This window comes from Paraburkholderia jirisanensis (assembly GCF_054782355.1).
The window spans coordinates 141596-166658 of the sequence record NZ_BAAGSQ010000005.1; the positions used below are offsets into that span (position 1 = coordinate 141596).

Genomic DNA, 25063 nt, shown 5'->3' on the forward strand with positions numbered 1-25063 from the left:
CGGGTCACGATTCATCGGCGTCGTTGCCACGGATCACGAAGTGCAGATCTTCCTGCCACGACTTGAACAGATCGTCGTAGGACCACAGGCGCGAATCGACGCGATTATCCGCGATGTAGGTGCCGGTACGGCGTTTCGCGAGCCACATGTCGCCGCGCGCGAGCCCGTCGTCGCCCGGCTCGACGTTCACGAAGTCGGGGCGCGACGCGGCCCAGTAATAGCATGCGCATTCGCGATAGTCGTTTTGCCACGGCGAGCACAGGCCTTGCGTCAGTTCGCCCGGCTCGAGCATCTGTGGGTTGAAGCTCGCGGTGGCGCCGTCGAAAAAGTGCCTTAACGTGAGCGTCTGTTTGAAGGTCTCTTTCTGCGAGTTGGCCAGCACTTCTTCGGTCGCATTCTGGTGCGCGGTGAATTCGCATTCGACCTGCTTGCCCTGCAGATGAACGATGCGCGCGATCGAATTCGACCACTCCATGAATGACACCGCGTTAGGATTGGGCGCGCTGGCAAGCGGCACCGAATCGCCGTCGGGGAAAACCGGCCCGGTGGTCGGGACCATCGTGCCGACCTCCAGGCCGGCAAAGCGCAGCAAACGCCGGGTCTTCAGATGCTCGAAGCCTTTGTCCGCATCAACCACGTAGTTGTTGTTCTCGACCAGCGTGATGCCTTCGAAGGCGCGCCGCCACAGATTGCGGAAATCGAATTCGAGCCCCGGAAAGCAGTTCGAAATCGCGCTGCGCGGCAGCACCGATGCGGGGTTGCCGACGCCACGATGATGGATCTGCGCGGTCAGATTCGCGGCCTTGATTTCCGGTTCGCCGGTTGGCTGGTGCTGTTGCTGTTGGTCCTGGTGGTTAGCCGACATTCTGGTCTCCCTTCGCATCGCGTTGTTCCGCGGGCTGTGCAAACATCGCATCGCGCGCCGCCTTGATCACGAGATTGATGTGGCGACGCGTAAGCGTCAGGCTGCGCCCATCTGCACCCCGCATCAGGGCCGGCATCTTGCGCAAGGCCTCGGACGACAGGTCGCCGATTTCCTCAGGCTGGCGCAGCACGTTGGCGAACCACGGCGCGCCGCCGGCCGCGAGCGAGCTGAATACCCGTTCATGCAGCGCGCGCAGCGCGAGGTTGTCGACGATCGATTCGGCGGCGATGGCTTCGTAGTAGCGTTCGAAGTCGTTGGTGTTCTGCCGCACCATCGTGCTCGCGATGTTCAGGCGGCCATTGACCGGATTGCCGTTCATTACCGCGGTGTTCATCAGGCGCACCGTTTCGAGCGCGCGCAACACGATCTCGGTGGCTTCGTCGATCGGCACGTTTTGTTCCGTCACGTCGGGGCCGTACAGAATCTGCTCCATTTCGTCGGAGACCACGCGTACCGGCAGCGTATCGGGCGCGTAGGCCGGCGGCCCTGCACCGATGTAGCCGTGCGCGCGCAGGCTGGTGCCGTCGCCGCGCGTCAGCACCACTTGCACGTGGCCGTCGCATTCGTCGTCGAGATAGCCCCAGCTGACCTGGTTGCCGTCTGCGCCAGCATAGCCGGCGTAGATCTGCGCCGGGTTGGTGAGCGTAGGGCCGACGCTCTCCGTATAGCCGAGCCATTTGCCGCGCGTGCCGTCGTACAGCACGAGGGCTTCCCGGTCGATGATCGGGTCTTTCTGCAGTTCCACGTCGTCCGCGGACACGCGGCGCTGCATGCGCGTGCCGTACACGATGCCGGCCGCCGGCGTGTAGCGCAGACGGATCTCGGGAAACTGCGCGGTCGGCTTGATGAATTGCACATGACCGAGCGGCAGATGCTTGCCCGCGTGAAAGTTTTCGCAGTGGCCTTCCACCGCATGCCGGTGGTGGTCTTTCAGGTTATGCAGGCGCGCGTGGATCTTGTCGTTCGGATCGTTGGTGCGCCGGTAAATCTTGATGTTGCCGAGTTCGACATTCCAGTGCAGCGCGCTGAGATCCAGCCGTTCCGCAGCGAGCAGCTGCAGCGTGAGCGGCTGCAACTGGTCGGGCGCTTCGCTGGTGCGCGCAAAGACTTCGACGAACGGCGCAACGGGCCGCACTTTCTTGTCGACGTCCTTGAAACGGATCCGCTCGGGCAGATACGCGCGCGTGATTTCGCCGCTTTGCTGGTTCACCTCCAGCGTGGTGCTCGGCACGATGCGGCGATAGTCGAGTGGCTTGTCGGGGTCGACGGCGAGTTCGAATGCTTCGAGCGGCGTCTCGGAGGCGCCCAGTCTTCCGACCGCAACGGGCGGCAGAATCCGCAATTCCAGTATCGGCATGCTTGGCTCCTAGAGTAACGCGGCATCGACATCGCCGGACAGAATGCGCTTCGCGATGGCGACCATATTCTTGTCGGCTTCGTGCAGGCTATGCAGATACGGATGGCGCGCGGCATCGGTTTTGGCGAGCAGCGTGGACACCAGATGTTGGGCCGCGTCGAGCAGATCGAGATGGCCGCGCCAGCGGTTGGCTTCGCCGAACGGGCTGTTGAGCGTGTACGGCACCTGAAACGGCGGGCCCGCGAACGGCGCATCCGCCGCATGCGACACGCGCGACTGCATCAGGATCTCGGAGATCGCGCGCAGGTTGTACATCTCGCCGAACGCGGCATTGACGATCGAGCCGCGCGGCGTGACGAGCCCTGCCGCATTGAGGCCACCGTATAGCGTGAAGCTGTGGATCAGATACTGCAGCAGCATCCGGTAGCGCAGGTTCAGTAGCGACGCCCACAGCGCAGTCACTGGTTCGGTGATAGGCGTGACCGGCGTGCCGCCTTGCTCGGGCTCGAGGTCGGTATCGAGCGACACGTAAGGATTGGTGGCGACCGCGCGGGACGGCTGCCACGCGGCGCGTGTCGAGGCTGGAGCCGTTCCGTTTGCGCTTGCATTCGCATGCAGTGAGGACACGGCAACCGGATAGGCCGCCTGCCATTTCTCTTCGACGAAATCGGCAGGCCGGGCGTCGTGCCAGACGTCGGTGCCGATCGCGTGGCCTTCGATCGCCGCGCGCATTTCGACGTAGATGCGCAGGAAGCGCACGAAATGCGAGGGATCGGTGCCGTACGCGGCCTCGCCTTGCTTGGAGATCGCCTGCAGTGCGCTGACTGCGTCGTCGCGCGACGTCGCGGGTATCACCAGCACGTCCGGCGTGCTCTTCAACGTCGCGCTGCCGGTGTTGCCGCGCTTGCCGCCCTGATAGCCGCGGCCCCATTCGGCAAAGTCCGCCTGGCAGCGGTAGGTGTCTGCCTGGAACACATCGTCGGAAAGGTAGTTCGGGTCCTGGATCAGCGGAATCAGCGTTTCGAACAGTTCGGCGACCTGATGCGGCTCTTTCACCTGGGCGTCGACGCGCGCGCGGATCTCCTTGCCCAATGCGCCGCCGTCCCATCCGATCGGCGCTTCGGTATAGACGTATTTCGCCAGCGAATCGAGCGTGAGCGGTTCGAGCATGAACGGGAACGGATAAAACGGCGTATCCCACGGATAGTCGTTGCGCTCGAAATGCAGTGGCGAACCGATCAGGCGCAGTACGTTTTGTACGGTGATCAGATGGCCCATTTCTTCCTTGGCGATGCCGAGGATGGTTTCCTGCCAGCTGCGCACGGCATCGTGGAAGGCCGGCGGCACTTGCGGGCCGCCTAGCGAATAAGCCGCGTACAGGTACTGCACCATCAGGCAGTGCTCGATTTCCGCATCGATCGACAACAGATAGGTGACGTAGTCGCGCGGAGAGAATTCGCCGTTGAGTGCAGGTACAGGCACGCCGGTGTCGCCTCTTGCGGCCAGCGCGTGCGGCGCCTTGCCGCTAGCCGGGTGACCGCCGGGTGCGAGATGGCGCCAAAGTCTGAATGATTGCATTGCCGCTCCTAATTGCCCACGTCAGAAGGAAGATGGTCATGCAGAACTGCGGGGAATGACGGGTGTGGCGGGTATTGCGGGAAAGCGGGGCATGCGGATGCGCCGTCATGTGCCGTTATGGATGTTGTCGATGCGGCATGAGTGCGGTGTGACAGCCGGCCCAATGCTAAAGCGGAAAACGCTGCAGAAATGCTGTCTGGCTAAGCTTCTGAATAAAGCGGCCTCATTCTGGCATGCACGTCTCGCGCGACCATCCTGCTCAATCTGGCAGATTGAATTTCTGTTTGATATGAATGGCGTTGGTTGTCGAGCCTGTCAAGCATCGAACGGTGAACTACAGAAAAATTCACAAAGGCTTTTGGGGTGCCGTTGAAGCGTCGCTGTCGATGTCGTTCGCATATTGATCGCGTGCAGACGCCGCTGCAGATGCCGGCGGCGCATCGACCTGCAGCGCAACCACGTTGACGATTCCTTGCCGTGCCATTTTCGCGTACGGACATGCGCGCTCGGTGGCGCGCACCAGCTGCTCGGCAAGCGCCTCGTCCACCCCCGGCAGATGAATCCTGATGTCTGCGGTCAGCATGTACATCCCATCTACCGGGTCGCGGCCGAAGGTGACGGACACGTTTACCGTGGCGCTGTCGATCGGGATGTCGTTGCGTGCCGCGATCAAGGTCAGCGCACCATGAAAGCACGCCGCATAGCCGGCCGCGAACAACTGCTCGGGGTTGGTGCCGCCGCCCGGGCCGCCCATGGCCTGCGGCAGGCGCAGGTCGAGCTCGAGGTTGCCATCGTCTGAGCGCACCACGCCGGACGCCCTGCCGTGCTCGGCCTCGCCGCCGGTCACGCTCACCGTACCGGTATAGAGCCCCTGAAAATCGGACCCGTAGTACTTGTCGAGCATGCTCGGCGGCGGAGGTGTCAGCTTGTCCATGGTGTCGATCCATCCATTTGTCAGACCCGCTCGGTACGGGGAAACAGCGTGTGCATCCTCTGCCGTCCCGCGGACATTCACAGAATCTGCCGGATGTCGCGCGTGCGCGTCACCGTCAGCACGATCGTAGGCGCGTCGCAACGGGCGCAGAAGCCGCGAACAGGGACGCACGGTGTTGCCGTGAAGGCAACAATCGCAGCCGCGCTCAGGGCCGGGGGCAGCAGCAATGCGCTCCTCTTGCCAGTTGCGGCTATTTCGCCGGTTGCCGCTGCGCGTGCGATCTGTGCCGCCGATTGTTGTTGCGCAGACAACATCGTGAGCTCCTTTGCAGAGCTACTGCGGTTCGACCGGCGCGCCTACGATGGTTCCTGACGGCAGCCTTGCGGGCTGCCTTACATCGAGGAACGACCTGTGAAAGAAGAAGATATCCGCGGCAACGCGTTTGCGATGCCGGTACACAATCCAGCCTATCCGCGTCCGCCGTTCCGTTTCATCAACCGCGAGTACTTCATCGTCTCGTACGTAACGGACCTCGATGCGCTGCGCGCAGTCGTGCCGGAACCGCTGACGGTCGACAACCCGATCGTCCATTACGAGTTCATCCGCATGCCCGATTCGTCCGGCTTCGGCGACTACACCGAAAGCGGCCAGGTGATCTCGGTCCTCGACGAAGACGGTAAGCGCGCCAACTACACGCACGCGATGTATCTGGACGACGAAGGTCCGATCGCCGGCGGCCGGGAAATCTGGGGGTTTCCGAAGAAACTCGCGACGCCGACGCTGCGTGTCGACGGCAAGGACACGCTGCTCGGCACGCTCGACTACGGCACGCAACGCATTGCGACCGGCACGATGGGCTACAAGTATCGCGCGCTCGATGTGCAAGCCGAGCGCCGCAAGCTGGCCGACACGCCGAACTATCTGCTGAAGGTAATCCCGCATGTCGACGGCACAGTGCGCATCTGCGAACTGGTGCGCTTTTTCCTGCGCGACGTCGAGGTGCTCGGTGCGTGGGAAGGGCCCGCCGCACTCGAGCTGCATCCGCATGCGCTTGCGTCGGTGGCCGATCTGCCGGTACGCAGGATTCTCGGCGGACGTCACGTCATCGCGAATCTGACGCTCGATATCGGCGAAGTGGCGTACGACTATCTCGCGCCCGCCGAGGCAATCAAACTCGCAGTTAATCAGTAACGCTCAAGGAGGATATATGGCATTGAACGACAAGGTCGCGCTCGTCACGGGCGCAGCAAGCGGGATTGGTGAACAGTGCGCGCGCAAGCTGGCCGCCGGCGGCGCGACGGTGGTGATCGCGGATCTGAATCTCGCGCATGCGCAACAGGTCGCGCAAGACATCGTGGCAAAGGGCGGCAGCGCGATCGCGCTGGCGATGGACGTGACCGATGAGGCTGCCGTCAACGACGGCGTCGCCGAGACGGTGAGCCGCCTGGGTGGCCTTGACGTGCTCGTATCGAATGCGGGCATCCAGATCGTCAACCGCGTCGAAGACTATGCATTTGCCGACTGGAAGAAGATGCTGGCGATTCACCTCGACGGCGCGTTCCTGACGACCCGCGCCGCGCTCAAGCATATGTACGCGTCGAAGCGCGGCGGCGCAGTGATCTACATGGGCTCGGTGCATTCGCACGAGGCCTCGCAACTCAAATGCGCGTACGTGACTGCAAAGCATGGGCTGCTTGGACTCGCGCGCGTGGTGGCCAAAGAAGGCGGCCCACATCGCGTGCGCGCCAACGTGGTGTGCCCGGGCTTTGTCAGAACGCCGCTGGTCGACCGGCAGATTCCCGAGCAGGCACAAGCACTCGGCATCAGCGAGCAGCAAGTGGTGAAAGACATCATGCTGAAAGAGACGGTCGACGGCGAATTCACGTCGCTAGCCGACGTGGCTGACACGGTGGCCTTCCTCGCCGGCTTCGAATCGAATGCGCTAACCGGGCAATCGATCGTCGTCAGCCACGGCTGGTTCATGCAGTAAGGAGCCAAACATGAATTCGAGCCTGCGCAACAAGCTGCAAGCGCCGCAGCGCGTCAAGCTGCCGCCGTATCACGAGATTGGACTCGTCCTGCAGGGCGGCGGAGCACTTGGCTCATATCAGGCCGGCGTATACGAGGGAATGGCCGAAGCCGGTGTTGAGCCGACCCGCATCTCAGGCGTCTCGATCGGTGCGTTGAACACCGCGATCATCGCCGGCAATGCGCCCGAGCATCGTGTGGAAGCGCTGCGCGGCTTCTGGAATACGATCAGCCAGCCGGCGGATTTTCTGGCCCATGTCGGCTCGCGGTTTCCCGCCTGGCCCGGGTTCGAAGACATCGGACGCAAATGGACCAGCGCATGGGCCGCCACCCGCACGCTGATGGAAGGGCAACTGGGCTTTTTTGCGCCGCGCCCGCCGATGCATCTGACCGGGCTCGGCAAAAAACGCCCTGATCAGGTCAGCTACTACGACACCGCCGCATTGCGCGAGACGCTGCTGCGCTACGCGGATTTCGACCGTATCAATCGCGGCGACGTGCGTGTTTCAGTTGGTGCCGTCAACGTGCGTACCGGCAACCTGGTCTATTTCGACAATGCGGCGATGCGCCTCGCCCCCGAGCATTTCATCGCATCGGGCTCATTGCCGCCGGGTTTTCCCGCCGTCGAAATCGACGGCGAGTACTACTGGGATGGCGGCCTCGTGTCGAACACGCCGCTCACGGAGATCATCCGCGAAAGTCAGCACAAGGACACGCTGGTGTTTCAGGTCGATCTATGGAGTTCGCGCGGCAAGCTGCCGGGCGATTTGCTGGACGTCAGCGAACGCACCAAGGACATCCAGTATTCGAGCCGTACGCGCGCGATTACCGCCTTCATGTCGCAAAACCAGAAGCACGCGCAGATGATCAAGGCGCTGCTCGAGCATATTCCCGAGAAGGAGCGCCTCGGCAATGCGCTGCTGCAGGAGGCGCAGAAGACCGCGGACGGCAGTGCGGTGAACGTGATGCATCTGATCTACAAGAACAAGTCGTTCGAAGGGCACTACAAGGACTATGAGTTCAGCAAGGACACGATGCGCGAGCATTGGGCCAGCGGCCTCGAGGATATTCGCCGTTCGTTTGGGCACCCTGAATGGCTCGCGATTCCGAGCCGCGAGACCGGCTTCGTCACGCGCGATGTGCACCGCTATCGGCAGGATGTCAGCGAGGCCACCGGTCCGGTCACGCAGCCGGTGACGCAGCTGAAACGCAAACCGGATGAAGCAGTGCGGAACGCGAGGTAGTGTCCTCGCGGCCAGCAGTGTGCGATTCCATTCCGGCTGCACCGGCCGACGCCGGGCGCAGCGCAACGTCAACCGCCGTCCCGACCGGCACGGCAAGCGAAGGAGAGCATCATGTTGTCACATGAACTGATTGCGCGGTACGGCGTGCTGGTCGTGTTGCTGAATGTGCTGGCATCGTCGCTGGGTTTGCCGCTGCCGGTGATACCGACGCTCATCGCCGTGGGCGCGAGCATTGTGCTCGCAATGCATGCACTGCCGTCGGCACTGTTGCATTTCGCGACGATGCTGGCCGCTGCCGTGCTCGGCGGCGTGCTTGGCGATCTGGTCTGGTATCAGGGCGGCAAGCGCTACGGCGAGCGTACGCTGCACACGGTCTGCAAGCTGTCGCTGTCGCGTGAGACCTGTGTGAAGAAGACCGAGCGCTTCTTTGGGCGCTGGGGTGTGCGTGTGCTGGTGGTCGCGCGCTTCGTGCCGGGTTTGTCGCTGGTGGCGGTGCCGCTGTGCGGCGCAATGTCGGTGCGCCTGCGCTCGTTCGTGTTGCACGATAGCGTGGGTGTCGCGCTTTGGGCTGCGGCAGGTCTCGCGCTGGGTGCCGCATTTGCGTCGCAGATCGAGGCGGTGTTCGGGCTGCTGTCGCATCTCGGCTGGCAGGCACTGATGGTAGTCGGCGCCGCGCTCGCGCTTTATCTCGCGTATCGCTACTTCCGCCGGATCATGCTGGCCAAGGCGCTTGAGAAGGCCCGCATCAGCGTGGACGAACTGCATGCGCTGCTCGCGGGCAACCCGCGGCCTGTGGTGTTCGATATTCGCTCGGCGGAACGAAGAATGCTCGATCCGTTTGTCATTCCGGGGTCCGTGCATGCGGATGAGCGCAACCTGAAAGAGATCGTCGAACGCTACGGAGCCAACCGTACGCTCGTGATTTACTGCTCGTGTCCGAACGAGGTGTCGGCCGCGTGGATGGCGAGGCGGCTGCGCCTTGCCGGCATCAAGCTCGCGTTGCCGCTTACCGGCGGTATCGATGCATGGCGGCGGGCCGGCTTCGAGGTCAACCCAGTGGCGGCGTTAAACGATGAGCCGGTGATGGCAGACGAGGCGCGGCTCGTTGCGCAGTGAAGCGGTGCGCGAGTGTGTATATACGCGTAGGTTGTGGTTGCAGCGCCTCGCGTAAGCGCTATTGCCGGTGCCGGGAAATCACGTCGCCGATTTGCGCCTCACATAGCGGCTCGCAAATATAGAAACCCTGGCCTTCGATGTCGTGCAGCGTGCGTGCCCACTCGAACTGCTCGGCCGTTTCGAGCCCGGTCAGCACGATGCGCTTGCCATGGCTGCGTGCGAGGCGCACGAGCGTCTCGACCATTCTTTTTGCTTCTTCGTTCAACGGCACCTGCCGGATCAGTGAGCGATCGAACTTCACGATGTCGACCGGCAACTGCTGCAGCAGCGTCAGCGAGTTAAAGCCGGAGCCGAAGTCGTCGAGCGCGACCCGCACACCGACGGCCTGCACCGCATGGATCACATCCACCAGCCAGTCCAGCTGGTCGGGATGAACGACGTCGGTCAATTCGATTTCAAAGCGGCCAGGCTTGATGCCGAGCGACGTGAACAGCGCAGCAAGCCGGCTCGGCAGATCTTTGCGCCCAAGCTCTGGCGCAGACAGATTGACCGCCAGCGACAGGTCGTCATAGCCCGCCGCTTTCCATTGCGTGAGCATGCCTGCTGCGCGAGCGATCAGCAAATCGGTGAATTGACCCGTTAGCGACGAATCTTCGACAACGCTGATAAAGAACGCCGGCTCGAGCACGCCGTCTTCCGGATGGCGCCATCTGATCAGGTATTCGAAACCGGACAGGCTATTTTCACGCAGGCGAAATTTCGGTTGAAGAACAAAAAAGAATTCGTCATGACAAAGTCCACGTTCGGCTTCGCTGATTATCGTGGACGCGTGCTCTACTGGTGAGGTCTGTCTCATCATGTTCCGCTTGGTCTTGTGCGGTTGACTGGCTGCGGCGAACGGCCGTGTCGCTGGGCGAAGACAGACGGCCGGGATCGGGTGCATGGCGGTGCATATGTTCTGATATTCTCCGCGTTATCGGATTTTATAGTGGAAACGTGCCAGTGCGTCAAGCGTGTTTATTTTGGTGCGTTGCACTGCGCACTGTGAATTTCACTGAAAAATAAACGAATATGTCCGGTCAATTTTTTAAGGAATTTGAATTTTTTATCCGGACGTAAAAAACATTAGAATTTTCGACTTTTATATCCTGGCAATTGGGCGCGGAGCTGCCGGTACGCATAGTCATGCAGAACGCTTAGGGCGTTCCATCAGTTCGAACGATATCCATTTCACATCGAAAAATAGCGAGAAAGTTGCAGCGCTGCCGGTTTGGGCAAGGTAACCTCTTGCCGAGGGAGCATCGGCGCGGTGCAACGGGATGTCGCACCGGAGCGCAGTGCACTTTGTGACAATTGTTGATAATTGAGGTTCGATAGAATCCGGTATCGTTACCAGAATTTTCTGGGCGAAATAATCTCAAAAGATCGCACATTGGCGACTGGGATGGATCAGGGTGGTGCGGGAAATTTTTACGAATCTGAATGAAGCAGTATCGAATGAAGATGCCGGATTTGTTTGGCAATTTTATGGTGAAGTTTAGCCTGCTGAATAAAAGGCTGCAATAAGTAACCGCGATAAGCGTTTGCAATTTTAAAATGTACAAGAGAAGACCAGCTGACATGAGGGGAAGACTGTTCCGCTTCGCCTTGCGCCGCTCCCGAAGTGCCGCAATGGCCACGGCGTCGGCGTCCGTCGAGCCGTATCCGAACCTTGCGCGCGAGTGGGTCGGTCTCACCGTCACGCTTATCGTGTTCTGTCTGGTGCTGACGTGCACTCATGTGCTGCATCGTGCCGACCTTGCATTCCTCGATGCCGCGTCGCGCTTCGTTCATCGCGTCGCGCCGGACAAGGTCGTCGTCATCGCGGTGGATGACCGTACCATCGAGCGCCTGGGCGGCTGGCCGCTTGGCCCGGAAATCCATGCACGCCTGATCGACCGCCTGACCCAAAGCGGTGTCGCGGCGATCGGCCTCGACCTGATGCCGATGCGCAGCACGCATGCGATGCCGGGTGCTGAAGCGGCGCTGGCTGCGGCGATCCGGCGTAACGGCAAAGTCGTGACGAGACGCGATGCCGGGGCCGCACCGAACGGCCGCACGGACGATGCGCAGGACAGCGGCATCGCCGGTGCGGGATTTGCGAGCGGCCACATTGCAGTGCATTCCGATCAGGACGGGGTGGTGCGCAGTTTCTATATGCTGGCTGGCGGCATTCAGGAGGATCGGCATATGGCCGACCTGCTGCTGCGCACGGGCGGTGCTTCCTCCGCGGTGTGTTCGAATGCCGAAAGGCAGGCGGCCGCCGTGAACGGCGTGGGCTGCCTGCGCTATGTGCCGCTTGGCCGCAGCAAGTCCTGGCAGAAGTATTCGTACGTCGACGTGCTGCAAGGCGTCGTTCCGGCCAGCGAACTGACAGGCAAGCTGGTGCTGATCGGCGCCACCGCCGATGGCCTCGGTGCGCGCCTCGCAACACCGGTAATCGAAGGTTCGTCGCTCAAGGGCGTCGAGTTCATTGCGGAGATTGTCAATGCGCTGGCTACGTCCACGCTGACGCGTCCGGTCAGCTTCTGGTACGAGTTGCTGTTCAGCGAGAGTGCGGTTCCGCTGATCTGCCTGTCGCTGTATCTGCTCGGGCCGCGCGCGAGCCTCGTGGTGTCGGTCGGTCTGGCAGCGGTGATCGCCGCTTGCAGCTACGCGATGCTGCGCTTCGCGCATGTGATCCTGCCGCCCGCCGCCGGCATTCTGACCTGTGCGGTTGCCTATCCGTTGTGGGCATGGCGGCGCCAGGAAGCGTTGCTGAACTATCTGTCGCTGGAAGCTGCGCGCGTGATGCGCGAGCCAACGCTGCCGGAAGAATCCGCTGCCGCGCGCATTTTCATCGATCCGATCCAGCGCCGCCTGAACACGATGGCGGCACTCGTCGAGCGGGTGCGACGCTATCGGGAGTTTGTATCCGAATGGGTCGATAGTCTTCCGGAAGCGACCCTGGTCACGTCGCCGGCCGGCATCGTGATGCTGGCCAACGAACGCGTCTTCACCTTGTCCGAGCATTCGGAGGTGCGCCGCAGTGCCCGCCGCTCGCCGGCGGGGCGCCCGGTGTCCGACGTGCTGTTCGAAATCACGGCATCGCATCGGGCGATCGATTTCGCATCGCAGGCCTTGTTCTCGCTCGAACACTGGGCACGCGGCGACGACTTGCCGGCGCATAACGAATCGTTGCTTGCACAAGGCATCGAAATTACCAACGCGCGAGGCGGGCGTTCGCTGCTGATTAAATGCGCGCCGATCAAACCGTCGGCCGGGCGCAACGGTGCGCTGATCTTTCACGTGGCCGATGTTTCGTCGGTTCGCAAGGCCGAGCGTCAGCGCGACATGGCGCTGCGCTTTCTGTCGCATGACATGCGTTCGCCGCAAGCAGCGATTCTGGCGCTCGTCGAGCAGATGCGCCAGGAGCCGCCGCGTTTCACCGCGCAACGGTTTATCGAGTTGGTCGAACAATACGCGACCACCGCATTGAACCTCTCCGACGATTTTCTCTTTCTGGCGAGGGCTGAAAGCCTGCCGCCCAAACTGTCGCAAGTCGATCCCGCGCTGGTGCTCGGCGATGCGATCGACGATCTGTGGCCTCAGGCGAGTGCGAGATCGACCACCGTCAACCTGATCGCGGAGCCGGGAAAGAGCACGATGGCGGACGTTGCACTGCTGCGTCGCGCATTCGCCAATCTGATCGGCAATGCGATCAAATTCAGCCCGCAGTCGTCTACCGTCAATGTGCACCTTGCGGAAACGGAGCAGCATCTGAAGATCTCGGTGATCGATCATGGCATCGGCATCTCCGAGCAGCAACGCAAGACGCTGTTTCGCGAATTCACCCAGCTGGATTCGAGATCCTCGCGCGCCGGGCATGGCCTCGGCCTCGCATTCGTCAAGACCGTGGTCGATTCGCTGGGCGGCAAGCTGATGGTTCAATCGAAACTCGGCGAGGGGGCGACCTTCATGGTGTTTCTGCCTAAGGTCGAAATGGGCTCGGGTTAGCAGCGGTTCGCACAACGCGATCTTTGCGCGTTACAGAACTTTAGCAGCGTCGATGTAAAACGCATTGGGTAGTACCGGAAACGTCACAAATGTTCACACAAGTTTTGCGTGTCTAACCTATGATTTTCGTCGTCTTCAGCACGTTCGAACCAAAGCGCAAACGTTTGCGTGTCGGGTGAGCGGTGCAGGCGTCGGCAAGTCGAACATAAGAGGTGACCAGATGCTCGGGGTGCAAGCATGCGCATATTGATTGTGGAAGATGATCCAATCCAGGCGGAAGCGGTCTTCAACGCATTGACTCCTTTCAGTCACACGATAAAGATCGTCGACGACGGCGAATGTGCGGTTCGCTATCTGAGGTCCGAGACGGTGGACGCGGTGGTGCTGGACTGGCACTTGCCGCGCATGAGCGGTATCGAGGTTCTGAACTGGATCCGTGCGCGCGACGATGTCGAATACGGCGTGCTGTTCCTGACGAGCCGCATGCATGAAGTCGACGTGGTGCGCGCGCTCGAGGCGGGCGCCGACGACTACATGCTCAAGCCGTTTCGCGCCGACGAACTGGCGGCGCGGGTCAATGCACTGTTGCGCCGCATTGCGCGCAACGTCGCGCGCGATGAACTCATCAAGGCGGGTGAGTATGTGCTGGACCCGCAGGAGCGCAGCGTAACGCTGCGCGGCAGCCGCATCGATTTAACTACCAAGGAATTCCAGCTGGTTGCTTCGCTGTTCAACAACGTCGGCAAGATCCTGTCGCGAGATCTGCTGGCAATGACGGCGTGGGGCAGGGAACTGGGGGTCGAGTCGCGCTCGCTGGACACGCATATCTATCGGATCCGGCAGAAACTGAAGCTGAGCCCCGAGAACGGCTTGCGCCTCACGTCGATCTATACGCTTGGCTACCGTCTGGACGTGGTCAAGACGCCGGCGGCAAGCGATAGTTGCGTGTAGCGTGCGGGTGCGGTCGACCGGGGTTCGGAACCGCCTGGTATATAATTTTCCCGAAAAATATCGGGAAAATTATCATGGCACGACCGCGCGAGTTCGATGAAGACGAGGTGCTGGAACAGGCCCTCCATGTGTTTTGGGACCGGGGCTACGAGGCCGCATCGCTAGCCGATCTGCAGGATGCAACGGGCCTGACCAAATCGAGTTTATATAAGGCGTTCGAAAGCAAGGAAGGCCTGTTCCGCCGCGTGCTCGACCGGTATCAACGCAATCAGCTGGCTTTCCGTGAGGCTGCGTTGACGCAGCCTACTCCGTGGCTCATTGCCGAGTCGTTGCTGTACGGCATCGTCAATCTGCACACGGGCCGCAATACACCTTCGGGTTGTCTGCTCACCTTGTCCGCATTGGCTTGCAGCCCGGACGCGCGTGCGCTCGGCGACGAACTGGCAGAACGACGCAACGACTTCGAACGGCGGCTGCGCGCACGCCTTGTCGCTGTCGCGGATGCGGGGCCGCTTCCTCCGGGTATGAACAGCCAGGAGGCGGCTGCCTTCATTGCAACGCTGATCCAGGGTCTCGCGGTGCAGGCGAAAGGCGGCGCAAGCCGCCGGCAACTGCGCCAGATCGTGGCGGCGGTGCTGACTGGTTGGCCCGCCGAATTTCCGGGCAAGAAAAACCGTAAGGCGGCGTGAGCGCAGGCAGCGGCGCACTGCCACGCCGCAACATGTTCGATAAAATCGAACGGTTTCATCGATCGGGCCCAGCGAAATGGGATACCGTAAAGTCCATAATTCGTCGCGTACCCTCCGTGACGCACAACAGTTCGACCCAATGCGCGCCCACGAGAGTTGACTAAACGTCTTCAACGCTGGAGCCGAATATGGATCACAAAATCTCGTTTGTCGTCCGTCTACCTGGTAAGCCCGAAGCACGCGATGAGCTCTATTCGAGCCTTATCAAAGTGCTCGACCAAATGTCCCACGAACCCGATTTCGTCAACACGACCCTGCATCGCGCGGTCGACGATCCGGACACGCTGGTGGTCTACGAAACATGGGAGGGCACGGCGGAGCACTTCCTCGAGCATCATATGAAAAAGCAGTACCGGGTCGACTATGAGCGCAAGCTTGAAACGCTGCTGAAATCCGATCGCACGTTCGAGTGGCTTGACCCGATCCGGACGTATGTGAAGGGCGACTAGCGTGCTTCGCGGTTAGCTGCTTCGGCAAGGCCGACCGTCGTACGCTTCGCGCCCTCGCGAGTACCGAGCTCGCGTTACAGCGTCAACACAGTCTGTAGACGCGTGTGATCAGAGACGTCGCCAATGCCGTTAGCCCACACCGTCTTCAGCGCATACACGCGCTTCGGTCGCCTGATATCAAGTTGGATGCTGCGAGCGATCGCGTGCATCTGGCCGGTATACGATACATTTTGTCGCGTATCCCGACGCGGGATGACTGGCAAGATTCTCTTAATCCCTTGGTCTTCTGCTGGATGCAGCGAAATGAAACGGAATGGGTAGATGGACGGCGCAGACCTGGACGATATCCTCGCATTTCTCGCAACATTCGATGCGGGAAGCTTCACCGCGGCGAGTGCCGTACTCGGGCGCGACGCGTCCATCGTGTCGCGCCGGGTTAGTGCGCTGGAATCCCGTCTAGGCGTACGGTTGATGGAGCGTACGACTCGTCGTCTTGCGCCAACAGAAGCCGGCGCCGCGTTCTATAGGCGAATGCGCGCGGCAATTTCGCTGATGGACGAGGCATCGGCCGAGATTACACAGAGCAACCGAATTGCCTCGGGTCTATTGAGGATTGCTTTACCTGCCACGTTTGGTCAGCGCTGGATCGGCCCAATGCTGCCGATGTTTCTCGCAACCTGGCCGCAGGTGACGATCGAAGCGGAATTCTCGGACCGCTATGTCGACCTCGTGCATGAGCGTTTCGATCTCGCCGTGCGTCTCGGCGATCTCGCGGACAGCCGCCTGGTCGCACGTCAGTTAGCGTCAAACGACAGGATTGTGGTTGCTTCTCCGTCCTATCTCACCGCTCATGGAACCCCAGCCTCTCCGGACGAGCTCGCCGCGCATGCCTGTCTGGCCAACTTGCGTTTCGAAGGCTTCCCGGACTGGCATTTTTGCCGGGCAGACGTTTCCACCGCGGTTCGAGTCAAGGGCCGGTTGATCGCGGACGATCCGGCGAGCCTGGTTGCAGCAGCGGTGGCCGGTCTCGGTGTCACGGTCTGCGCCCGCTGGCTGATTGCGGACGAACTCGCGCGAGGACAGCTTGTGCGCGTGCTGCACGACTGGCAGTTCGAGCACAGTGGTGGAATCCACCTGGTAAGGCCGTCGTCGCGCTTTACGCCATTCAAGACGCGCGCCTTTGCCGACTGGTTGGCGGCGCAGTTTATTCCACCGCCCTGGGATGCCTGACATCGAGCTGATCTAACACCGAAGGAAGCGGCATCGCATTCATGCGTGAGGTGCACGAGTCATCTGCGTGCCGGGGCGATTATCTATTCCACTCCGGTACATAGAATGACGGCAGTTCATGCGTGGGGGCCGTGCGCGATCCTTGTCGCGGCTACGACGGCCTCGCGCTTCCCTGTCAGCCTTCAGGAAGTTCATGACCGCAATCCGTCATTCCGTCATTCTGCGTAGCCGTCCGGACGGGACGGCCACACCCGACAATTTCGCAATCGTTGAACAAGGCATTCCCACGCTTGCCGACGGCGAAGTGCTGACTCGTACGCTTTGGCTTTCCATCGACCCGTATATGCGCGGCCGGATGGACGATGCTGCGTCGTATGCCCCATCGGTCAAACTGGGCGAGCCGATGACCGGCGAGACAGTCGGTGAGGTGATCGCGTCGCGACATGCGGACTTCTCAACTGGCCAGATCGTCCTTGGCGCGCGCGGCTGGCAGAGCCATATCGTGTCGTCGGGTACGGTACTGACGGCATTGCCGGGCGGTGTGCCGTATTCGACTTATCTGGGCGTGCTCGGTATGCCGGGCGCGACAGCTTATGCGGGTTTGCGCGATATCGGCAAGCCTCGGCAGGGCGAAACGCTCGTGGTGGCAGCCGCTGCCGGCGCGGTCGGGTCGGTGGTGGTGCAGCTTGCAAAGCGGGCCGGCGCGCGCGTCGTAGGCGTTGCCGGCGGCGAGGACAAATGCCGCTACGTGCGCGAGGTGCTGGGCGCGGATGCATGCATTGACCATCGTTCTGCCGCCCACTTGCCACGTGCATTAGGCGAAGCCTGTCCGCAAGGCATCGACGTGTACTTCGAGAACGTTGGCGGTGCCGTGCAGCGCGCGGTTTTTCCTCTACTCAACGATTTCGGCCGCATGGTGATGTGTGGCATGGTTGCCGAATATAACGACGTCGAGCCGGCGCCCGGCCCGAACCTTCGCGCGACTTTCACGAAGCGGCTGCACATCCAGGGCTTCATTGTTCACGACCGCTCCGGGAACGCCAGCGAATGGCGCACGTTCGCCGCGCCGCTAATCGCGTCTGGCGAGTTGCACTATCGCGAGCAGATCGTCGAAGGTCTGGAGAACGCGCCAGCCGCACTGCTCTCGCTGATCGGCGGTAGTAACGAGGCAAAGATCGTTGTGCATGTTGCAGACCGGTCCCCGGCATAAGCGGGTCCACTCTCTTCAACTTAAGGAATACACGATGCGACTGACTGGTCATATGCTGATCGGCGCGGCCGAGGTGTTCGGCGCAGGAGCCGAATTTCACGCGGTCAATCCCGTCACGGGCGAATTCATCGATCCACCATTCGGCGGCGGCAGCGCTCACGACGTGGACCGGGCAGCCCAACTGGCGGCCGAGGCGTTCGACAGCTATAGCAGGACTGATCCCGAAATGCGCGGACGATTCATCGAACGCATTGCATCGAATCTCGAAGCCAATGCGCCTGTGATCGTCGAGCGATGCAGGTTGGAAACCGGCCTGCCGCAGCAGCGCCTCGAAGCCGAAGTGTCGTGGACGGCTGCCCAGCTTCGCCTGTTTGCGGACGTGGTCCGGCGCGGCCTGTGGCGCTCGGCGACGCTGGTGAGCGCCGATCCAGATCGCTCAGGCGGACCGCGTCCTGACATGCGCATGCACAAGGTTTCGTTGGGGCCGGTCGGAGTATTCGGCGCAAGCAATTTCCCGATCCTCTATTCGGTGGCGGGCGGCGATACCGCCTCTGCGCTCGCAGCCGGAGCGCCGGTGGTCTGCCGGGCACATCCTTCACATCCGGGTACATCGGAGTTGATCGGCCGCGTCATTCGCGAAGCAGTCGTCGAATCCGGCTTGCATGAAGGGGTATTCTCGCTCGTGACCGGTGGCAGCCATGAAGTAGGCGAAGCGCTTGTCGATCATCGCGAAATCAAGGCGATTGCATTTACAGGATCTGAAGCGGGAGGGATGGCGATCTACCGTCGCGGTCAGATGCGCGCAGAGCCGATTCCCGTGTTCGCCGAGATGGCGAGCGTCAACCCGCATTTCTTGCTGCCCACCGCTCAGGCGATGCGCGCTGATGCTTTTGCAAGCGGCTTTGTCGAGCAGATGGTAGCCGGGGTTGGCCAGATGTGTCTGAAACCTGGTATCGTGATCGCGATAGAAGGTAAAGGTTTCGACGTGCTGCGCAGGACGCTGGTTGAAAGACTGACGGCGGCCTCGGCACAGACCATGCTCAGTCCGGGGATACACAGCAACTATGAGCGAGGTGTCGAGCGGACCCGGGCGGCGAGCGGCGTTACCGAGATCGCTCGCGGTCTGCCGCGCAACAGGCCGTTCGATGGCGAAGCGCTATTGTTCGAAGTGGACGCGCGCGCGGCGATCGCCAATATGCGCGTTGCCGAGGAAGTATTCGGCCCGATGGCGCTGTTGATCCGTTGCGCCTCCTTCGACGAGATGCATGAAGTCGCGCGGCATTTGTCCGGCCAGCTTGGCATCGTTGTTCATGTCGACGATGCCGACGTCGATCTTGCCGGCAAACTGATTCCGGTGCTCGAACGCAAGACCGGACGCATCGTCGCGAACAGCTTCTCAAACGTGGTCGAGATCTGCGATGCGCAAATCCATGGCGGCCCGTTCCCCGCCACCACGGACCCACGGTTCACGTCAGTCGGCAGTTCAGCGATCGACCGCTTTCTGCGACCGGTCGCCTACCAGGGCATGCCGGCAAGCCTGTTGCCACCCGCCTTGCAGGACGGAAACCCGCTGGGCCTCTGGCGGCTACGCGATGGGCAGCCAAGGCAGGCTTGAGTGCCGTGCGTCGTGGCCCGGAGGAGGGCCATGTTCGGCGGGTAGGCAGCTGTGTACCGCATCCCGACGTTCCCATCTGCGACCGGATTTTCAGATCAGAGCAATTTACATCGCTGGTGCAAACAGGTCTACGGAATTCGCTTGTCCGATGTCCGCTCAACATGACCCGGCGAGTTGCAGATGTTGAAGTGGCTTTGCGATGTGCTCAACCCTTACGCAAGCGTTTGGAGCTTTGCCAAACGCTTTTTCGTCACATCCAGAATCTGGTCGGACAACTTCCGAGGTTCGACGATCCGTGCCAGGGTGATGGCACCGACCATCGAAGACAATGTGAAAATCGCCGATTCTGTTGCAGAGGCGGTTCCCTCCGCCTCTGCCCACCTGGCGATAAGGTTAACTAGTCGCTCGAGCCTTTTAGTCACGCCACGGCGTGTTTCCTCGTCGGCCCTTGCCAGGTCGCTGCCTATCGATACCAACGGACATCCTCCCAAAACACTGTCTCGGTACTCAGTCGAAAGGTAATTTTCCAGATGCATCAGAAAGGGGGCTGGGCTGGACTCGGCTGCGGCCTTCGCCGCATCGACAAAGCTATCCATGTGCGCCGCGCAGGCTTTTGCCACCAGATCTTCCTTGGACGAGAAATGACGATAAAAGCCGCCGTGCGTCAGATCAGCGGACGTCATGATGCCGGCGATGCTGGTCCCATCTATGCCTTTGCTGCGGAACTGTTGACTGGCGACTGCGAGAATTCGCTTTCGTGTTTCCTCTTTTCCGGCTTTAGTTTTACGCATTGGTAAATTCCTTCGGTACGCGTTCCCAGCTGGCCGCGCAATCGAACTGCTGCGGCGACTGCCTTGGAGAGCCGACCGATGTTCCTCTGCGCGTCCGCTTTTGTGCGGCTGACCGGAAAAGCATAGAGCCCGCCACCGGACCATAGGATGACGGACTACTTCGCCGCTCGCATCGATGCGACTTATCGATGCTTCTCCGTTATACAGTCTTTCACGCGGCCACTACGCCATAGCGTTCGGCTGGAACCGAGTGTGAGAGGTTCTGAGCCAGTGCCCGACGGGCTTGATCGAACGTGTCCCATTGAGCCTGGTCGGGCAGCGAAGGGGCCGTGACGAATTCGCCCTGGTCAAAGCCGGAGAGCGCAGCGTCGACCATCACCTCGGTCGTCATCACTATCTCCTTGGGCAGGTTTTCGACGGGGAAGCCGTTGTTGGCCCATGATTCTGTTGCGGTCACGCCCGGCACCACCACCTGGATGCGCACGCCATTGGCGCCGAACTCGTGCTTCAGCGATTGGCTGAACGCGAGAACGAAGGCCTTGGACGCGCTGTAGACGGAGTTGATCATCTCGAGCGAGATCGCGACGCCAGACGCAATGTTGATGATCGCGCACGATCCGCGCTCGGCGAACTTCGGTGCCGCCGCGTGCGTCAGACGCACCGTGGCGTTGATGTTGACCGCGATGACGTCGCTCAGGTAATCCACATCGGTCGCCACCATCGGGGCCACCGGCCCCAAGCCCGCATTGTTCACGAGAAGGGTGATGCGGGCATCGGTTTTCAGGATGTCCTCGATTCGCTTGAGACCGGTGCGATCGGCGAGGTCGGCGACCACGGTTTCGACCTTGCGTCCCGTCCTGGCGGTGACACCTTCGGCTACGGAACGAAGGCGATCAGCGTTGCGCGCGACCAGGATCAGGTCGTAACCACGGCGAGCAAGGCGATCTGCGTAGACGGCGCCGATTCCGGCAGAGCCGCCGGTGATGAGAGCAAAGCCCTTGGTACTCTGAGTCATGTGATGGTCCTTTTGGTTGGGCGAGCGCGCGACGCGCGTCCTCGTCAAGTCTGTTGACTGTAGCCAACGCCCCCAAAAATCACCATCGTCTAAAACGCCAATTTTGGCGCCATTTACGCCACCCCGTTCTTTTCTCGCCGACGTCCTGTCAGAGCAGGTCGGCGCGCAGTTCGCGCACGCCTCGTCCCAGGCGCTGCCGCAGCAGGGCGCGCAACGTAGCGCCGTCACCGTAGCCGACCTCGGCCGCGATGGTCTCGAGATCGAGGCGACCGGCTCGCAGAAGCGATTGCGCATGCTCGACTCGCAGGTCCTGGAAGTACGCGAGAGGTGATTTGCCCAACACTTCCTGGCAACGCCGCTGTAGCGATCGCGAGCTGGTCGCCAGCGCGCTCGCGGCATCTTGCAGGGAGAATCCCGATTTGAGGTTTTTCCTCGACCACTGTTCAAAACGTTGAATCAACGGGTCGGCCTGCGCGAGATGATTCGGAATGATGTAAGGCGCCTGCGACGAACGTATATCGGCGAGCAGGTAACGCGAAACGAGAGACGCCAATTCGGGGCTCGCGGACCGGATCAGCCAGAGAGCGAGGTCGAGGTGTCCCAACGCCGCACCGGCCGTCACGCCGATGTCGGTAGGAACGAGCATGCGAGATTCATCGAGTTGCACGTTCGGATAACGTTGCCGAAAGAACGGAGCGAGCGCCCAGTTGGTCGTGGCTTCGCGAAAATCGAGCAGCCCCGCCTCCGCAAGAAAGAATGTCCCAACACAGGAAGCGGCGACGCGTGTGCCGGCAGACTGCCAGTCCACCAGATGTGCGATCGCACGCACGGCCTCCGGTTGCTCGAGGGAGGCAATCACTTCCGCCGGCGACTTCGGGGTCAGCGCCGGAACGATGACCCATTCGGGCTTCAGGTCGGCGACGATCGGTCGCACGGGTACCACCATGCCCTGGTGAGAGAGCACTCGCTTTCGAACTCCGACGATCGAGACTTCGAAGCGCGGGGTTCCACCCATCAATTTCTCTGACAGCTTGTTGGCGACCGAGAAAGCATCGAGGGTGACGGACAGTCCGGTATCGAAGAGTCCGTTGAGGGCAAGTACAGAAATGTGCATGGCGTGAATGCCTCTAAAGTTGTCGTTTGTGACTGTAGCAGTGGTTGGGGCCGGTGGCTACACTCAAGCCCATTGCTTGCCATAAAACGAACAAGCTCATTGACGTCAACAGGGATTCAAATGGATCGACGATTGCTGGTTTTAGCGCTCGGTATGTTTGCGCTCGGCACCGACAGCTTTGTGGTGGCGGGCGTACTGCCGGAGATTGCGCGCAGCTTCGATGTGAGCATCGGCGCTGCCGGACAGATGACGACGGTCTATTCCGTCACCTACGCTATTCTTTCGCCCGTGCTTGCGACGCTGGCCGCGAGCGTTCCCCGCAAACGTCTTTTGCTGCTGGGGCTGGTGCTCTTTGTGATTGCGAACCTCGGTACGGCGTTCGCCCCGACCTTTGGCATTGCGCTGGCGACCCGGGCTCTGGCCGGCCTCAGTGCAGCGATTTTCTCGCCGACGGCAATGGGTGCGGCGCCAATGATCGTGCCGCCCGAACGCAGAGGATTTGCCCTCGCGGTCGTGTTGACCGGATTGACCGTTTCAACCGCCACGGGTTCGCCGATCGGAACCATCATCGGTGGTCTGGGCAACTGGCACTGGACGATGATTTACGTCGCAGCGCTCGCTGCATTGTCCGGCATCGGGGTTGCGGCCTTGCTGTCGGAGATACCGAAGCTCCCGGCCATTTCTCTGGCAAACCGGCTTAGGCCTCTCGCGGATGCGCGAGTGGGGCTTACGCTGATCTCGACCTTGTTGTTCTTCACGGGTGTCCTGACGGTCTACACGTACTTTGCTGTCGTGTTCGATCGGGCCATTGGCGGCAGCCCGGCCGTGCTCAGCGCGGTGCTGGTGATCTGGGGTCTGTCGGGCGTGGTTTCCAACATCATCGTCGGGCGGCTGATCGATCGCGTCGGATCGCGCAAGGTACTGATCACCTTGCTCGCCATTGTGCTTGCCGATTTCTTTTTAGTGCGATGGGCTGGCGCGAGCCTGTGGACGGCGATTCCCGTCATCATCCTGTGGGGAGGTTGCGGCTGGGCCATTCTGGTTCCGCAACAACATCGAATCATCACGATCGCTCCCACGGTGGCGCCTATCCTGCTGGGCCTGAATAACTCGGCGACCTTTCTGGGTGCGACTGCTGCGGGCGTCATCGGTGCCGCCGGCTTGCAAGTGGTGGGTGCCCATAACCTTGGATACGTGGGCGCGATTTTCGTCGCCGCGGCACTCGTTACATCGGAGCTCGCCGCCCGGAAAATTGCAGCGGTTCATCTCGCTGCCGCTTCAATGCAGCGTTCCCCCTCTACTACAACGTCGTCCGAGAGCGCCTAGGCGCATACCGGGACGGTTGTCCACCAGACCTACGACGCAGGTTCGAGTCGTGGGCTCTGCAGCGTCGATCGGCAACGCTGGACCACCACGTTTCTTTTCCGGGCACGCCCATCCCCCGGTGAGGTTGGGCGGGTCATTGTCACGCATGCGACGTTCGTCATTCAATCGAGAGTGATCAAGTGAAAGAGACCACAAGAAGCAAGCACAACTCGCGGCGCTTGCGGGCCGGGTACATCGCAACCGTCTCCACGGGCGTTGCCGCCATGACGGCTGCATGGACCTTCCATTCAGCCCATGCAGGAACCCCGACGGCGGGTAGTCCTCCGCCTCCTCAAGTTGGCGTGAGCCAACCGCTGGTACGCGCGCTGAGTACCGACATTGGATTTCTCGGGCAATTTTCAGCTGTCGATGCGGTCGAGATTCGTCCGCAGGTAGGCGGGACGCTGACCGGAATCCATTTCAAGGACGGTGCGGTCGTCCATAAGGGTGATCGCCTGTTTTCCATCGACCCCGAGCCCTATGAGATCAGGCTCGCACAGGGCAAGGCCGCGATGGCAGCAGCGACGGCGAGACTTGACCTTGCGAATCAGGAATTGCAGCGGGCGCGGGAACTCCAGCAAAGCGATGCAGGAACCGTTCAGGACGTCGAGCAGCGCATCTCCGAACAGCGTGCGGCCCACGCGGCGGTGGACAACGCTGCCGCCGAAATCCGAGATGCGCGGTTCGATCTCGACCATTGCCTGATCGTTGCACCCTTCACCGGACGGATCGGCTCGCATCAGGTCTCGGTCGGCAATCTCATCGCCGGCAGCAGGGCGGCCGCGAGTCCAACGACGCTCCTCGTGACACTCGTCTCGCTCGATCCCATCTACCTGAACTTCGACATGAGTGAGGCCGATTATCAGAAGTTCCAGCAGTATCGCGTGGAGTCGAAGCAAGGCAGGGCAGCGGTGGTGCGGTTTTCGCTGCCTGATACGGCGGGTTTCACCGGAACGGGCCACCTCGATTTCGTCGATAACCAGCTTGACCGGGCCAGCGGAACCATTCGCGCCCGTGCAACCGTTCGCAATCCGGATCTTTCCCTGACGCCGGGTGAGTTTTCCCGTCTACGACTGCTGGTCTCGGAGCCTGCGCCAACGCTGCTGGTTCCCGATAGTTCCGTTCTTCCGGACCAGTCCGAACATCTCGTGCTGACTGTGTCGGACACAGGCGTGGTCGTTCCGAAACACGTCGAGATCGGCGCGGAGCACGGTGGACTCAGAGTGATCAAGGCGGGGATTGCTCCGGGCGACAAGGTGATTGTCGACGGTATTCCTTTTGCCGCGCCAGGATCGAAAGTCCGGGAACACAAAAGCACGATCACCTATGCAGCAGGGCAGGACTAGGACGAACACGC

Annotated in this window: 21 protein-coding genes; 13 read left to right on the top strand and 8 right to left on the bottom strand. The window is 61.3% G+C overall.

All coding sequences use genetic code 11. From position 1 onward, the window contains the following. Positions 1–4: 4 nt before the first annotated feature. The 4 genes from ACYVNQ_RS03910 to ACYVNQ_RS03925 form a co-directional block, all read right to left on the bottom strand. Positions 5–865 (bottom strand): hypothetical protein, encoded by an 861-nt coding sequence (locus ACYVNQ_RS03910; RefSeq protein WP_460900958.1) that lies wholly within the window; start codon positions 863–865, stop codon positions 5–7. Further along, positions 855–2282, bottom strand: coding sequence for a hypothetical protein (locus ACYVNQ_RS03915; protein WP_460900959.1), 1428 nt, complete (start codon positions 2280–2282; stop codon positions 855–857). The genes ACYVNQ_RS03910 and ACYVNQ_RS03915 overlap by 11 nt, the downstream gene beginning before the upstream one ends. Before the next feature lie 9 nt (positions 2283–2291). Continuing rightward, a complete protein-coding gene (locus ACYVNQ_RS03920) occupies positions 2292–3860 on the bottom strand; it encodes a ferritin-like domain-containing protein (RefSeq protein ID WP_460900960.1) in 1569 nt (522 codons plus the stop codon). 346 nt (positions 3861–4206) lie between these two features. After that, on the bottom strand, positions 4207–4794 hold the full coding sequence (locus ACYVNQ_RS03925; RefSeq protein ID WP_460900961.1) for an Ohr family peroxiredoxin: 588 nt from the start codon (positions 4792–4794) through the stop codon (positions 4207–4209). 411 nt (positions 4795–5205) lie between these two features. Here ACYVNQ_RS03925 and ACYVNQ_RS03930 point away from each other — a divergent pair, with 411 nt between their 5' ends. The 4 genes from ACYVNQ_RS03930 to ACYVNQ_RS03945 all read left to right on the top strand — a co-directional run bounded on the left by ACYVNQ_RS03930 (position 5206) and on the right by ACYVNQ_RS03945 (position 9182). Beyond that, positions 5206–5985 (top strand): acetoacetate decarboxylase, encoded by a 780-nt coding sequence (locus ACYVNQ_RS03930; protein WP_460900962.1) that lies wholly within the window; start codon positions 5206–5208, stop codon positions 5983–5985. A gap of 16 nt (positions 5986–6001) precedes the next feature. Continuing rightward, positions 6002–6784, top strand: a complete 783-nt coding sequence (locus ACYVNQ_RS03935) for a 3-hydroxybutyrate dehydrogenase (RefSeq protein WP_460900963.1) — start codon at positions 6002–6004, stop codon at positions 6782–6784. Positions 6785–6794: 10 nt separating this feature from the next. After that, complete coding sequence (locus ACYVNQ_RS03940) at positions 6795–8066, top strand: DUF3734 domain-containing protein (RefSeq protein ID WP_460900964.1); 1272 nt, start codon at positions 6795–6797, stop codon at positions 8064–8066. A gap of 111 nt (positions 8067–8177) precedes the next feature. Next, a complete protein-coding gene (locus ACYVNQ_RS03945) occupies positions 8178–9182 on the top strand; it encodes a DedA family protein/thiosulfate sulfurtransferase GlpE (RefSeq protein ID WP_460900965.1) in 1005 nt (334 codons plus the stop codon). A gap of 58 nt (positions 9183–9240) precedes the next feature. On the opposite strand, the gene ACYVNQ_RS03950 is transcribed toward ACYVNQ_RS03945, so the two are convergent. Then, positions 9241–10041, bottom strand: a complete 801-nt coding sequence (locus tag ACYVNQ_RS03950; protein ID WP_460900966.1) for an EAL domain-containing protein — start codon at positions 10039–10041, stop codon at positions 9241–9243. A gap of 812 nt (positions 10042–10853) precedes the next feature. Between ACYVNQ_RS03950 and ACYVNQ_RS03955 the strand changes: the two genes are divergently transcribed. The 7 genes from ACYVNQ_RS03955 (at position 10854) to ACYVNQ_RS03985 (ending at position 19421) form a co-directional block, all read left to right on the top strand. Beyond that, positions 10854–13217 carry a CHASE2 domain-containing protein gene (locus tag ACYVNQ_RS03955; protein ID WP_460900967.1) on the top strand — a complete coding sequence of 788 codons (2364 nt, stop codon included), beginning with the start codon at positions 10854–10856 and terminating at the stop codon, positions 13215–13217. 237 nt (positions 13218–13454) lie between these two features. Beyond that, positions 13455–14168: a response regulator transcription factor gene (locus ACYVNQ_RS03960; RefSeq protein WP_460900968.1), complete on the top strand. Its 714-nt coding sequence runs from the start codon at positions 13455–13457 to the stop codon at positions 14166–14168. Positions 14169–14242: 74 nt separating this feature from the next. Further along, on the top strand, positions 14243–14857 hold the full coding sequence (locus ACYVNQ_RS03965; RefSeq protein ID WP_460900969.1) for a TetR/AcrR family transcriptional regulator: 615 nt from the start codon (positions 14243–14245) through the stop codon (positions 14855–14857). A 188-nt stretch (positions 14858–15045) separates the two neighbouring features. After that, complete coding sequence (locus tag ACYVNQ_RS03970; protein WP_460900970.1) at positions 15046–15366, top strand: putative quinol monooxygenase; 321 nt, start codon at positions 15046–15048, stop codon at positions 15364–15366. A 321-nt stretch (positions 15367–15687) separates the two neighbouring features. Further along, complete coding sequence (locus ACYVNQ_RS03975; RefSeq protein ID WP_460900971.1) at positions 15688–16596, top strand: LysR family transcriptional regulator; 909 nt, start codon at positions 15688–15690, stop codon at positions 16594–16596. 193 nt (positions 16597–16789) lie between these two features. Beyond that, a complete protein-coding gene (locus tag ACYVNQ_RS03980) occupies positions 16790–17806 on the top strand; it encodes an NADP-dependent oxidoreductase (RefSeq protein WP_460900972.1) in 1017 nt (338 codons plus the stop codon). Between the two features lie 34 nt (positions 17807–17840). After that, on the top strand, positions 17841–19421 hold the full coding sequence (locus tag ACYVNQ_RS03985) for an aldehyde dehydrogenase (NADP(+)) (RefSeq protein WP_460901026.1): 1581 nt from the start codon (positions 17841–17843) through the stop codon (positions 19419–19421). A 212-nt stretch (positions 19422–19633) separates the two neighbouring features. On the opposite strand, the gene ACYVNQ_RS03990 is transcribed toward ACYVNQ_RS03985, so the two are convergent. The 3 genes from ACYVNQ_RS03990 to ACYVNQ_RS04000 all read right to left on the bottom strand — a co-directional run bounded on the left by ACYVNQ_RS03990 (position 19634) and on the right by ACYVNQ_RS04000 (position 22341). Next, complete coding sequence (locus ACYVNQ_RS03990) at positions 19634–20212, bottom strand: TetR/AcrR family transcriptional regulator (protein WP_460900973.1); 579 nt, start codon at positions 20210–20212, stop codon at positions 19634–19636. Positions 20213–20423: 211 nt separating this feature from the next. Next, on the bottom strand, positions 20424–21227 hold the full coding sequence (locus ACYVNQ_RS03995) for an SDR family NAD(P)-dependent oxidoreductase (protein WP_460900974.1): 804 nt from the start codon (positions 21225–21227) through the stop codon (positions 20424–20426). 148 nt (positions 21228–21375) lie between these two features. Beyond that, entirely contained in the window at positions 21376–22341 is a 966-nt protein-coding gene (locus tag ACYVNQ_RS04000) for a GlxA family transcriptional regulator (RefSeq protein ID WP_460900975.1), read from the bottom strand. 120 nt (positions 22342–22461) lie between these two features. Between ACYVNQ_RS04000 and ACYVNQ_RS04005 the strand changes: the two genes are divergently transcribed. Together ACYVNQ_RS04005 and ACYVNQ_RS04010 are read left to right on the top strand one after the other, a co-directional pair. Then, entirely contained in the window at positions 22462–23667 is a 1206-nt protein-coding gene (locus ACYVNQ_RS04005) for an MFS transporter (RefSeq protein WP_460900976.1), read from the top strand. Positions 23668–24008: 341 nt separating this feature from the next. Then, positions 24009–25052: an efflux RND transporter periplasmic adaptor subunit gene (locus ACYVNQ_RS04010; RefSeq protein ID WP_460900977.1), complete on the top strand. Its 1044-nt coding sequence runs from the start codon at positions 24009–24011 to the stop codon at positions 25050–25052. The last annotated feature ends 11 nt before the right edge of the window (positions 25053–25063 follow it).

What these genes read in the sequence shown, in the direction of transcription:
- ACYVNQ_RS03910 (WP_460900958.1), bottom strand. Translation starts at nt 865, where the DNA reads ATGTCGGCTAACCACCAGGACCAACAGCAACAGCACCAGCCAACCGGC.
- ACYVNQ_RS03915 (WP_460900959.1), bottom strand. Translation starts at nt 2,282, where the DNA reads ATGCCGATACTGGAATTGCGGATTCTGCCGCCCGTTGCGGTCGGAAGA.
- ACYVNQ_RS03920 (WP_460900960.1), bottom strand. Translation starts at nt 3,860, where the DNA reads ATGCAATCATTCAGACTTTGGCGCCATCTCGCACCCGGCGGTCACCCG.
- ACYVNQ_RS03925 (WP_460900961.1), bottom strand. Translation starts at nt 4,794, where the DNA reads ATGGACAAGCTGACACCTCCGCCGCCGAGCATGCTCGACAAGTACTAC.
- ACYVNQ_RS03935 (WP_460900963.1), top strand. Translation starts at nt 6,002, where the DNA reads ATGGCATTGAACGACAAGGTCGCGCTCGTCACGGGCGCAGCAAGCGGG.
- ACYVNQ_RS03940 (WP_460900964.1), top strand. Translation starts at nt 6,795, where the DNA reads ATGAATTCGAGCCTGCGCAACAAGCTGCAAGCGCCGCAGCGCGTCAAG.
- ACYVNQ_RS03945 (WP_460900965.1), top strand. Translation starts at nt 8,178, where the DNA reads ATGTTGTCACATGAACTGATTGCGCGGTACGGCGTGCTGGTCGTGTTG.
- ACYVNQ_RS03950 (WP_460900966.1), bottom strand. Translation starts at nt 10,041, where the DNA reads ATGATGAGACAGACCTCACCAGTAGAGCACGCGTCCACGATAATCAGC.
- ACYVNQ_RS03955 (WP_460900967.1), top strand. Translation starts at nt 10,854, where the DNA reads ATGGCCACGGCGTCGGCGTCCGTCGAGCCGTATCCGAACCTTGCGCGC.
- ACYVNQ_RS03960 (WP_460900968.1), top strand. Translation starts at nt 13,455, where the DNA reads ATGCGCATATTGATTGTGGAAGATGATCCAATCCAGGCGGAAGCGGTC.
- ACYVNQ_RS03965 (WP_460900969.1), top strand. Translation starts at nt 14,243, where the DNA reads ATGGCACGACCGCGCGAGTTCGATGAAGACGAGGTGCTGGAACAGGCC.
- ACYVNQ_RS03970 (WP_460900970.1), top strand. Translation starts at nt 15,046, where the DNA reads ATGGATCACAAAATCTCGTTTGTCGTCCGTCTACCTGGTAAGCCCGAA.
- ACYVNQ_RS03975 (WP_460900971.1), top strand. Translation starts at nt 15,688, where the DNA reads ATGGACGGCGCAGACCTGGACGATATCCTCGCATTTCTCGCAACATTC.
- ACYVNQ_RS03980 (WP_460900972.1), top strand. Translation starts at nt 16,790, where the DNA reads ATGACCGCAATCCGTCATTCCGTCATTCTGCGTAGCCGTCCGGACGGG.
- ACYVNQ_RS03985 (WP_460901026.1), top strand. Translation starts at nt 17,841, where the DNA reads ATGCGACTGACTGGTCATATGCTGATCGGCGCGGCCGAGGTGTTCGGC.
- ACYVNQ_RS03990 (WP_460900973.1), bottom strand. Translation starts at nt 20,212, where the DNA reads ATGCGTAAAACTAAAGCCGGAAAAGAGGAAACACGAAAGCGAATTCTC.
- ACYVNQ_RS03995 (WP_460900974.1), bottom strand. Translation starts at nt 21,227, where the DNA reads ATGACTCAGAGTACCAAGGGCTTTGCTCTCATCACCGGCGGCTCTGCC.
- ACYVNQ_RS04000 (WP_460900975.1), bottom strand. Translation starts at nt 22,341, where the DNA reads ATGCACATTTCTGTACTTGCCCTCAACGGACTCTTCGATACCGGACTG.
- ACYVNQ_RS04005 (WP_460900976.1), top strand. Translation starts at nt 22,462, where the DNA reads ATGGATCGACGATTGCTGGTTTTAGCGCTCGGTATGTTTGCGCTCGGC.